Below are 10,183 nucleotides of genomic sequence, written 5' to 3'. Positions count from 1 at the left end.
CTCGTGCCGGGCGACGCAGTGCCCGCCGTGGGCGATCGGCCCGACGTCGAGGTCGAGGACGCGGTCGGTCCAGTCGAGCGTGGGGGTGGCCGTCATCGGGGCAGCTTGTCAGGCAGTGTCGGCGCGGCCGACGGGGACGGCGCCGCGGCCGTGTTGTCCTCGCCGGGGCGCACCTCGTAGCCACGGCGGGTGGAGCCGGGAGGGGTCTCCGGACGACGGGACTTCACGCGCTCCGACGACTCCAGCTGCCACGGCACGCTCGTGACCATGACGCCCGGCTGGAACAGCAGCCGGCCCTTGAGCCGCAGCGCGCTCTGGTTGTGCAGGATCTGCTCCCACCAGTGCCCGACGACGTACTCGGGGATGAACACGGTGACCACGTCGCGCGGGTTGGACGTGCGGATCCGCTTGACGTAGTCCAGCACCGGCTTGGTGATCTCGCGGTAGGGCGACTCGATGACCTTCAACGGCACCGGGAGCTTGCGCAGCTCCCAGTCGCGCATGAGCTTCTTGGTGTCGGCCTCGTCGACGTTGACGGTCAGTCCCTCCAGGACGTCCGGCCTGGTGGCGCGGGCGTAGGCGATGGCGCGCAGCGCGGGCTTGTGCAGCGTGGAGACCAGCACGATCGCGTGGTTGCGCGAGGGCAGCACCCCGTCGACGTCGCCGGCGACGAGCTCCTCGCTGACCCGGTCGTAGTGCTTCTGGATGGCCTTCATCAGCACGAAGAACCCGGCCATCGCGGCGATCGCGATCCACGCCCCGAGCGTGAACTTGGTGATCAGCACCGTGACCAGGACGACGCCGGTCATCGCCGCGCCGAACCCGTTGATGGCCTGCGCGCGGCGCATCCGGCGCCGGGCCGGGACCTCGGTCTCGGTGCGCAGCAGCCGTCGCCAGTGCAGGACCATGCCCGTCTGGCTCAGCGTGAACGACACGAACACGCCCACGGTGTAGAGCGGGATCAGCCGCGTGACCTCGGCCTGGAATCCCACCACCAGCACCACCGCGAACGCGGCGAGGATCAGGATGCCGTTGGAGAACGCGAGCCGGTCACCGCGGGTGTGCAGCTGGCGGGGCAGGTAGCGGTCCTGGGCCAGGATCGAGCCCAGAACCGGGAAGCCGTTGAACGCGGTGTTGGCCGCGAGCGCCAGGATCAGCGCCGTCATGACGACGACGAAGAAGAACCCGGGTCGGAAGCTGGAGAACACCGCGTCGGCGAGCTGCGCCACCATCGTCTGCTGGACGTAGCCGGCCGGGGCGTTCGGGAACTGCATGGCGGGGTCCTCGGCGATCTTGGCGCCGGTCAGCGTGGCCAGCGCGATCAGACCCATGAACATGCTGACCGAGATCACGCCGAGCAGCAGCAGCGTGGTGGCCGCGTTGCGCGACTTGGGCTTCTGGAACGCCGGGACACCGTTGCTGATGGCCTCGACGCCGGTCAGCGCCGCCGCGCCCTGGGTGAACGAGCGCAGCACCAGCAGGACGAGGGCGAGCCCCGTGAACGAGTCGCCCTCGGCGATCAGCTGGAGGTTGGCGCTGGCCGCGTGCACCGGGTCGCCCAGGATCAGGATGCGCGTCAGGCCCCAGATGATCATGGTGACGATACCGAGCATGAACGCGTAGACGGGCACCGCGAACGCGGCTCCCGACTCCCGGATCCCGCGCAGGTTGACGGCCGTGAGCAGCGCGATCGCCAGCACCGCGAACGGCACCTTGTGGTCGGCGACGAACGGGATCAGCGCCCCGATGTTGGCCGCCGCCGCGGAGATCGACACCGCCACGGTGAGCGTGTAGTCCACCAGCAGCGCGCTCGCCACCGTCAGCCCGGCGTTGCGGCCGAGGTTGACCGTGGCCACCTCGTAGTCGCCCCCACCCGAGGGATAGGCGTGCACGTTCTGGCGGTAGCTCGTCACCACCGTCAGCAGCACCACCACGATCGCGACGCCGATCCAGGGCGCGAGCGCGTAGAACCCCACGCCCCCGACGGACAGCGTGAGGAAGATCTCCTCGGGCGCGTAGGCCACCGACGACATGGCGTCCGAGGCGAAGACGGGCAGCGCGATGCGCTTGGGCAGCAGGTTGTGGGACAGGCGGTCGCTGCGCTGCGGCCGCCCGACGATGACACGCTTCAGGGCGACGCCGAGCTTGGGCACGGCGGAAGCGTAAGCGGTGCGAGCCCGGTCGCAGCACGGGTGCTGCGATACCGTGCGCGCGACTCGTGTCGAGGGTAGGGGTGAGGACCGGCGTGTACGTCGTGATCATGGGGTGCGGGCGGGTCGGCTCGTCACTGGCCGCAGGCCTGGAACGGCTCGGCCACGACGTGGCGGTGATCGACAAGGACCCCCAGGCCTTCCGCAGGCTGAGCCCGGAGTTCCGGGGCAAGCAGGTGGTCGGCCAGGGCTTCCACCGCGACGTCCTGATCGCGGCGGGGGTGGAGAGGGCGCAGGCGTTCGCCGCGGTCTCCAGCGGCGACAACTCCAACATCATCTCCGCGCGTGTCGCACGCGAGTCGTTCGGCATCGAGCTCGTCGTGGCCCGCATCTACGACGCCAAGCGCGCCGCGGTCTACGAGCGGCTCGGCATCCCCACCGTCGCCACGGTGCCGTGGAGCACCGACCGGCTGATGCGCATGCTGCTGCCGGACGGCGTCGCCTCCGCCTGGCGCGAGCCCACCGGCACCGTCGCGATCCTCCCGCTGCCCGTCCACGAGTCGTGGGTCGGGCGGCCCGTCAAGGAGCTGGAGGCGGCCACCGGCAGCCGGGTGGCGTTCATCGTCCGGTTCGGCACCGGCGTGCTGCCGAAGCCGGACACGTCCGTGCAGGCCGAGGACACCGTCTACGTGGCCGCCGTGTCCGGCACCGTCAGCGACGTCACGGCCGCCGCCGCGGCCCCGCCCCAGGAAGGCTGAGCAGATGCGGGTCGCGATCGCGGGTGCGGGCGCCGTCGGGCGTTCCATCGCGCTGGAGCTGGTGGAGAACAAGCACCAGGTCATGCTCATCGAGCGGAACCTGGCCAACATCGAGCCCGAGTCGGTGGAGGCGGCCGAGTGGGTGCACGCCGACGCCTGCGAGCTGGCCTCGCTCGAGGAGGCGGGCGTCGAGAGCTGCGACGTGGTCATCGCCGCCACCGGCGACGACAAGGTCAACCTCGTGGTGTCGCTGCTGGCCAAGACGGAGTTCGCGGTGCGCCGCGTCGTCGCGCGCGTCAACGACCCCCGCAACGAGTGGCTGTTCGGCGAGAACTGGGGCGTCGACGTGGCCGTGTCCACGCCCCGCCTGCTGGCCGCGCTCGTCGAGGAGGCGGTGGCCGTCGGCGACCTCGTGCGACTGCTGACGTTCCGGCAGGGTCAGGCCAACCTGGTGGAGGTCACGCTCACCTCCGACACGCCGCTGGCCGGCAAGCCCGTCCGCTCGCTGCACCTGCCCGCCGACTCCGCGCTGGTGGCCATCCTGCGCGGCGGACGCGTCATCGTGCCGCAGGCCGACGACGCCCTCGAACCCGGCGACGAGCTGCTGTTCGTGGCCACCACGGCGGTGGAGGAGGACATCCGGGCGGCGCTGGGCTACTGATCACCGGCACCCGGCCCGGCGACGCCACCACGTCGACACCCACCGCCGTCTCCACCACCACGGCCCCGGCCGCGACCAGGTAGCCCGCGCACCCGAGCGCGACGACACGGACCCGGCGGGACTCCGACCAGCCCGTCCGCGCCGCCAGCCAGGCCAGCACCGGCAGGACCAGCATGCCGTGCATCGTGGCGGCGTGGCCGGACGTGAGGTTCCCGGTGGCGGCGTAGGCGGCGGCGAGCGACACCGTGCGGCTCCGCACCACCCCGATCGCGATCATCGCGGCCCCGATCAGCAGCGCCGCGGCGAACGACACGAACCCCGCCCGGACGGCCAGCCGCATGCTCGGGGCGAGTGCTGGATTCGGGCGGAACGCCGCGAGCCACCCGGCGCGGAAGCGCGACGTCAGGTACCCGGTGACCCACGTGATCGTCGCGAGGATGACCCCGAACGCCAGCCCGAACGTGAACGGTTTGCGCCCCGACACCGGGCCCGACCACGCGCCACCGAGGACCAGCCACACCACCAGGTGCACGAGCCCGGACGCGACGAGCAGCCCCGACAGCGCGTACAGCCGGCGGTCGCTCACCGTGCGCGCACCGTGGCCGACGCACCGGCGACGAGCGCCACGGCCAGCCCGACCACCTCGATCACCGACCCCACGAACGGCCCCACCGCGGCCGGGGTGGCCAGCATCGCCGCGGTCGCCCCGGCCAGCACGGCCCCGACGCTCAGGAAGGCCGCCGCCAGCAGGCCCAGCACCGGCGCCCAGCGCCACGGCAGGAACGCCACGAGGCCGGCGGCGACGAGCAGGATGATCGGGCCCGGCGGGATCAGGGGGGAAGCGGGGGACCCCGACCAGGATCAGCACGATCACCCCAGCGCGGCGGTGACCAGGCCCGCGACGAGCACGGTGCGGGCGGGGGTGCGACGGACGCTCTCGACGATTGTCTGGACCCATGACCGTGCCGCTTCCCCCGGCGGGCGCCGCCTTCCTGCTCGCCCAGCTCGGCGCCCACGCCGCGGCCCGCTACGGCGAGCGCGTCGCGGCCCTGGACCTCACGCCGGCCCAGACCGGCCTGCTGCGCCTGGTCATGACCGAACCCGGCCTCAACCAGCGCGACCTCGCGACGCGGCTCGGCGTCGGCGCGAGCACGGCGGTGGCACTCGTCGACGGTCTGGAGTCCCGTGACCTGCTGGAACGGCGGCGCGGCCCCCACGACCGCCGCCTCCACGCCCTGCACCTCACCGACGCCGGGACGAGGGCGATGGCGGAGGTCCGGACGGTGGCGATGGACCACGACGCCGACATGACCGCCGCCCTGGACGACGACGAACGGCGCACCCTCGTCGCCCTGTTGCGGCGGGTGGCCGACCAGCAGGGCCTCCCGCCCGGCGTGCATCCCGGCTACCGGGCGCTGCGGCGCCAGGCCCGGTGAGCAGCGCCGGTGTGATCAGCGCCGGGGTACGTCCCGGCTGATCTACGCGGCGTGCTTGGGGGCCTGGCGGGCGCGGCTCACGGCCCAGATCGTGCCGAGCAGGGCCACGCCGATCAGCGGGTAGCCCATCGCGAGCCGGGCGATGCCCAGCCACGTGGCCTCGTCGGCCTGGTACAGCAGGCCCTGCACCACGAGCCGGGCGGCGAACACGAGCGTCCACAGCAGGCTGGCGTAGGTGTACGCGCGCAGCAGGCGGGGGTCCTTGCGCCACGACTGGCCGTCGCCGTTGATGCCGTGCCACACGACGCCGGCCAGCGGCCGGCGCACGATCACCGACACGAGGAACGCCAGCGCGAACACCGCGCTGTAGATCAGCCCGGGCAGGTAGAACCCGCGGGCCTCACCGGTGCGGTAGGCGATGAACGCGGCCACGCCGACGCCGAACAGGCCGGACACGGCGGGTTGCAGCGGCTGCTTGCGGGCGATGCGCCAGACCGCGATGACCACCCCGGCCGCCAGCGCCGCGATCAGCGCGGGCTGCAGCGACGTGATGATGTTGACGACGACGAAGACCGCTACCGGGATGGAGGACGCGACGATGCCCTGCACCCCGCCCATCTGCTCGAGCAACGTGGGCACCGTGCGCTCGGCCGGGACCGCGTCGGGTTCGCGGTCGGGGTGGCGATCCGGGCTCGAGGGGGAACCTGAGGTCACGCTGCTCCAAGTCCGGCTACTGGGCCTGACAGATCTCGTAGTAGGGGTTGTAGAGCACCTTGCGCCCCTCGCGGACGGCCAGCCGCCCCCGCACCCGCATGGTGCGACCCGGCTCGATGCCCGCGATACGACGGCGGCCCAGCCAGATCAGCGTGATGCCGTCGGTGCCGTCGAAGAGCTCGGCCTCCAGGGACGCCTCGGCGTCCTGGGGGCAGAACTCGACGCTGCGTAGCCTACCGAACACGGTGACCTCCTGGCCGCACGCGCACTCCGACGCGGCCTGGGCCCCCGACTTCTCGGAGTCCTGGGAGAGGTCGTCGGCGTCGAGCACGTCGACATCGCTGGTCAGCTTGCGCAGCATGCGGCGGAACGTGCCGCCCTCGGTGCCGCCCATGACATCTCCCTGACATCCTCCGGGTCCTCCGATGGACCCGATAACCTTTCCAGGGTAACCCGCCCGAAACGTCGTTCGCTGACTGGAAACGAGGGAGATCACACGCGTCGAGCCGCTTGTCGCCTGCCGTGCGCCGAACGGTCGGGCGACCTCCCCGAATGCGGCGTCGTGCTGCCCGGCTCCGGTTCGGACGAGGTGTTCGTGCGCGCCGTGTTCGCCGAGCCGCTCCGGGCGGTCGGCCTCGACCTCGTCGCACCGGGCCCCCGGCCCGGCCCGGCCGTCGTCCGCGGCTACCGGGACGCGCTCGACGCCGCCCTGGCCGCGGCCAGCGGCCCTCTCCTGGTCGGGGGGATCTCGCTCGGGGCGCACGTCGCCGCGGAGTGGGCCGTCGAGCAGCGGCCCGGCGCCGTCGCGGGACTGCTGCTCGCCCTGCCTGCGTGGACGGGCCCACCGAACGGCGCACCGGCCGCGCTCGCCGCCCGGGCCACCGCCGCCCTGGTCCGCGCCGAGGGGCTGGAGGCCGCGCTCGCCCCGGCCCGTGCGTCCGCCCCGCCCTGGCTGGCGACCGAGCTGGGCCGGGCCTGGGCGGGCTACGGCGACGGGCTCGCCGCCTCCCTGGAGTGCGCGGCCGCCACCCCGGCCCCCGACGAGGCCCGGCTTCGGGGCTCGACGGTGCCCGCCGGGATCGCCGGGCTCGTGGACGACCCGGTGCACCCGCTCGCGGTGGCGCGGCGGTGGCGGGCCCTGCTCCCCCGCTCGGCCCTGCTGACCACCTCGCTCGCCACCTTCGGCGCCGACCCCCGGGCCGTCGGCCGGGCGGCCGTGCTCGGCTGGCTGCGGGCGAGGGACGGGGATCAGTCCAGGCGGTGGTGACGACCCGTCGGACGTTCCGCGGCGGGCGGCGGCAGGGGTAGCGGTTCCGTGACCAACCCCGAGACCGCCTGCTGGGGCATCGACGGCTGGGACACCGGCGGCCGCAGGGTCTCGGTCATCGGGTCGGGCGCGGGGCCGGACCGGGACGCGTGGAGTGCCACCCACGGCCGGGTCTCCGCGCCGCGGCCGGTGCCCGTCCCGTGGCCGTTCCGGTCCGGCGGGGGCTCCACCGCGGCGTGCCGGCCCACCCGCAGCACCTCGGGCACCGCCGCACCTCGGGCGGGAGCCGACGCCGCGGTCAGGGCCGGCTCGGCCAGGCGCCGGCGACCCGCCCGGGGCGGAGCGGGCACCGGACCGGGCCGCACCGCGTCGCGGGCCGGGCCGGACGGGTGTTCGGTTCCCTCCCCCGGACCGGCCGGGGACTGCACCACGGGTCGGCGACCGGAGCGGGAGCCGATTGTCGGCGAGCCGTCCACCGCGCGCCGGCCGTCCGGCCGGCGCGCGGGGTCGACCGCCCGGCCCGACCCGGTCGAGCTGTCGGGCCACGGGGCCCAGGGCCCGGTGAGGCCGGGGCTGACCGGCAGGTGCTCGCCCGGCTCCCGCAGGCGACGGCGCCCCCCGCCCGGGATCGGCGGGGGCAGCACCCAGGGCGCGGTCTCGGAGCCGCGCGGGCTCGCGGCGGGCGGCATCCGGGCGGCGGACCGGCGCCCGTCCACCACGGTGGGCCGGACGTCGGTGGGCCGGACGTCGGTGGGCCGGACGTCGGGGTCGACGGCACGGTGCCCCGGATCCGCCCACGCGGGTGCGCCGTGGGCCGGGGGGCCGGGCCGGGCCGTGATCGGCGGGGCCGCGTCCACGGGGAGCGGACCGTTCACCGCAGGCGCGCGGCGCACCGGGATCGCCGTGGTCGGGGGAGAGAGGTCCGGCGCCGAGAGATCATCGACCGGCGACCACCCGGCCGCCCGGCTCGCAGCCGGCCCGGCCACCGGCAGGGCCGTCGTGGGCTGGGCCGTCGTCGACCGGGAGGCCGCAGGGGCGGGCGCGGCCTCGGCCGGGTACGCCGCGGTGGGTGCGCTCCGGTAACCGTCGTCGGCGGACGGCCGCAGCTCCACGACCGACCCGGTCGCCGCCGGCGCGGCGGTCCCGGTATCGGCGGTCCCGGTGTCGGCGGTCCCGGTGTCGGCGGTCCCGGTGTCGGCGGTCCCGGTGTCGGCGGTCGCCACCGCCAGGTGCTCGGGCACCTCCAGCGGCAGGACGGTCCGCACGGGGTAGGGCGAGCGGCCCCGCACCACGATCGTGCCGCGCATCATGCGACGCAGCTGCGCGTCGAGGGCATCGGCGTCCCGGGTCGGCCCGGTGGCGACCCCGTAGAGCATCCACCGCGCGCCGTCGACGCCGACGAACAGCGAGGTGGCGGCCCCGCTCGTGGCGTGCAGCTCGCGGCCCCAGTCGCCCTGGAACGACCGGACCCGGGCCCCGCCCTCGCGCAGCGAGGCGTCGATCTCCTTGACCAGGTCCGGCCACAGCCGCGACGACTTCGGCGCGGCCAGCGCGCTCACCGACAGCCGCCCCTCGGGCACGGCGACGTGCACCGCCTGCATGCGGCCCTTCTCCGCCGGGTCGACGTCGACGGTGCCGCGCTCGGGCACGGGCACGCGCACCGCGCCGAAGTCGACGGTGCCCGCGGCGAGCGTCACCTCCGGGTCCAGGTCCTCGACGTCGTGCGGGCCGTCGCCGGGGACGTGCACGGGCTCGTACGCGGCCTCGTCCCCGGCGTCGAGCCAGTCCTGCTGCTGGGCGGTCACCGGGCGCCCAGCCGTTCGTGGCCCCCGGTGGACCCGTGCCCGCCCAGGCCGCGCTCGGACGCGGGCAGCTCCGCGACCTCGACGAACCGCACCTGCTCCACCCGCTGGACGACGAGCTGGGCGATGCGGTCGCCGCGGCGCAGCACGATGTCGTCGCGGGGGTCGAGGTTGACCAGGCAGACGAGGATCTCGCCCCGGTAGCCCGCGTCGACGGTGCCGGGCGCGTTCACGATCGACAGGCCCGTGCGGGCGGCCAGCCCGGAGCGGGGGTGCACGAAACCCGCGTAACCGGACGGCAGCGCGATCGCGACGCCCGTGCCGACCAGCGCCCGCTCCCCGGGGGCCAGCACGACGTCGGCCGCGGCGCACAGGTCGGCGCCGGCGTCACCGGGCCGGGCGTAGGCGGGGACGTCGGTCGCGGGGTCGAGCCTGCGCAGGAGCACGTCGACCGGGCGCCCGGGCTCGTCGGCGGCGGGCAGGACGGTGGACGCCTCGGGCTGGGGAGCTGCAGGGCCGGGCACGACGGTTGAGGCTACCCTCGGGTCTCGTGACCGAACATCCGTCGCCCACCCCACCTGCGACGTCCGGCAGCTCCGGATTCGACGAGCGGTTGTCCGTGCCGTGGTTCTGGTACCTGCTGGCCGCCGGGATCGGCGTGCTGCTGGGCGCCGAGATCCACATGGGCTACCCCGGGATCCGGTCCTGGATCGGGTACGTGGTGCTCATCCCGCTGTTCGTGGGGGCCGTGTACTGGCTGGGCCGCACCCGCGTGCAGGTGGCCGGCGGGGAGCTGCGTGTCGGCAAGGCCTCGGTGCCGCTGCGCCACATCGGGCGCGTGGAGACCGTGACGAAGCAGGACAAGCAGGAGGCCCTGGGTCCGCAGCTCGACCCGGAGGCCTACCTCATGCACCGCGGCTGGATCGGCCCGCTGGTGCGCGTGGAGATCACCGACCCCGAGGACCCCACGCCCTACTGGATCTTCAGCGCGCGGCACCCGGACAAGCTCGTGACCGCGCTGGGACGGTGACGCCCCAGCGCGGTGCGCCGGTGGATCAGGCCGCCCGGAGTCAGGCGGCGCAGTCGCGGCAGATGTACTGCGTGCCGTGGGTCTCGGCCAGCCTGCTGCGGTGGTGCACCAGGAAGCAGCTGGCACACGTGAACTCGTCGGCCTGCTTCGGGAGCACCTTGACGGTGAGCTCCTCGCCGGACAGGTCGGCGCCGGGCAGCTCGAAGCTCTCCGCCGTGTCCGTCTCGTCGACATCGACGACGGACGACTGGGCCTCGTTGCGACGGGCCTTCAGCTCGTCGAGCGAGTCCTCGGCCATGTCGTCGGTCTCGTTGCGCCGTGGTGCGTCGTAGTCGGTCGCCATCGTTCCCACCCTCTTGACATGC

At 74.4% G+C, this 10,183-nt stretch carries 13 protein-coding genes; 5 read left to right on the top strand and 8 right to left on the bottom strand.

Translation table 11 applies throughout. The features are described 5' to 3' along the window. Positions 1-92: 92 nt before the first annotated feature. On the bottom strand, positions 93-2,153 hold the full coding sequence (locus BGP03_RS06965) for an APC family permease (RefSeq protein ID WP_296372544.1): 2,061 nt from the start codon (positions 2,151-2,153) through the stop codon (positions 93-95). Between the two features lie 92 nt (positions 2,154-2,245). Between BGP03_RS06965 and BGP03_RS06960 the strand changes: the two genes are divergently transcribed. Both BGP03_RS06960 and BGP03_RS06955 read left to right on the top strand, forming a co-directional pair. After that, the gene (locus BGP03_RS06960; protein WP_296372707.1) at positions 2,246-2,908 is read left to right on the top strand and encodes a TrkA family potassium uptake protein; all 663 of its coding nucleotides are present in this window, start codon (positions 2,246-2,248) and stop codon (positions 2,906-2,908) included. A gap of 4 nt (positions 2,909-2,912) precedes the next feature. Continuing rightward, positions 2,913-3,569, top strand: coding sequence for a TrkA family potassium uptake protein (locus BGP03_RS06955; RefSeq protein WP_296372545.1), 657 nt, complete (start codon positions 2,913-2,915; stop codon positions 3,567-3,569). On the opposite strand, the gene BGP03_RS06950 is transcribed toward BGP03_RS06955, so the two are convergent. Then, a complete protein-coding gene (locus BGP03_RS06950) occupies positions 3,466-4,155 on the bottom strand; it encodes a hypothetical protein (protein WP_296372546.1) in 690 nt (229 codons plus the stop codon). The genes BGP03_RS06955 and BGP03_RS06950 overlap by 104 nt on opposite strands. Further along, the gene (locus tag BGP03_RS06945; protein WP_296372548.1) at positions 4,152-4,358 is read right to left on the bottom strand and encodes a hypothetical protein; all 207 of its coding nucleotides are present in this window, start codon (positions 4,356-4,358) and stop codon (positions 4,152-4,154) included. The genes BGP03_RS06950 and BGP03_RS06945 overlap by 4 nt, the downstream gene beginning before the upstream one ends. A gap of 167 nt (positions 4,359-4,525) precedes the next feature. Between BGP03_RS06945 and BGP03_RS06940 the strand changes: the two genes are divergently transcribed. Continuing rightward, positions 4,526-5,005: a MarR family winged helix-turn-helix transcriptional regulator gene (locus BGP03_RS06940; protein WP_296372550.1), complete on the top strand. Its 480-nt coding sequence runs from the start codon at positions 4,526-4,528 to the stop codon at positions 5,003-5,005. A gap of 42 nt (positions 5,006-5,047) precedes the next feature. Here the strand turns inward: BGP03_RS06940 and BGP03_RS06935 are convergent, their stop codons facing one another. Together BGP03_RS06935 and BGP03_RS06930 are read right to left on the bottom strand one after the other, a co-directional pair. After that, positions 5,048-5,719, bottom strand: coding sequence for a DUF3159 domain-containing protein (locus tag BGP03_RS06935; RefSeq protein WP_298796547.1), 672 nt, complete (start codon positions 5,717-5,719; stop codon positions 5,048-5,050). Positions 5,720-5,735: 16 nt separating this feature from the next. Beyond that, a complete protein-coding gene (locus BGP03_RS06930; protein ID WP_296372553.1) occupies positions 5,736-6,113 on the bottom strand; it encodes an OB-fold nucleic acid binding domain-containing protein in 378 nt (125 codons plus the stop codon). A gap of 168 nt (positions 6,114-6,281) precedes the next feature. Between BGP03_RS06930 and BGP03_RS06925 the strand changes: the two genes are divergently transcribed. After that, positions 6,282-6,986, top strand: a complete 705-nt coding sequence (locus BGP03_RS06925) for an alpha/beta hydrolase (RefSeq protein WP_296372555.1) — start codon at positions 6,282-6,284, stop codon at positions 6,984-6,986. Here the strand turns inward: BGP03_RS06925 and BGP03_RS06920 are convergent. Beyond that, entirely contained in the window at positions 6,968-8,791 is a 1,824-nt protein-coding gene (locus tag BGP03_RS06920; RefSeq protein ID WP_298796549.1) for a DUF3710 domain-containing protein, read from the bottom strand. The two genes, BGP03_RS06925 and BGP03_RS06920, sit on opposite strands and share 19 nt — an antisense overlap. Further along, the gene (dut, locus tag BGP03_RS06915; RefSeq protein WP_296372710.1) at positions 8,788-9,270 is read right to left on the bottom strand and encodes a dUTP diphosphatase; all 483 of its coding nucleotides are present in this window, start codon (positions 9,268-9,270) and stop codon (positions 8,788-8,790) included. Before dut ends, BGP03_RS06920 begins: the two co-directional genes overlap by 4 nt. 68 nt (positions 9,271-9,338) lie before the next feature. Here dut and BGP03_RS06910 point away from each other — a divergent pair, with 68 nt between their 5' ends. Next, positions 9,339-9,818, top strand: coding sequence for a DUF3093 domain-containing protein (locus BGP03_RS06910; RefSeq protein WP_296372559.1), 480 nt, complete (start codon positions 9,339-9,341; stop codon positions 9,816-9,818). Positions 9,819-9,858: 40 nt separating this feature from the next. On the opposite strand, the gene BGP03_RS06905 is transcribed toward BGP03_RS06910, so the two are convergent. Next, positions 9,859-10,161, bottom strand: coding sequence for a DUF4193 domain-containing protein (locus BGP03_RS06905; RefSeq protein WP_296372562.1), 303 nt, complete (start codon positions 10,159-10,161; stop codon positions 9,859-9,861). Between the last annotated feature and the right edge of the window lie 22 nt (positions 10,162-10,183).

This window comes from Pseudonocardia sp. 73-21 (assembly GCF_001899645.1).
In the GTDB taxonomy this organism is placed as follows: Bacteria; Actinomycetota; Actinomycetes; order Mycobacteriales; family Pseudonocardiaceae; genus Pseudonocardia.
Note: the sequence above shows the minus strand (reverse complement) of the source record. Positions and strands in the feature narration are given on the sequence as shown.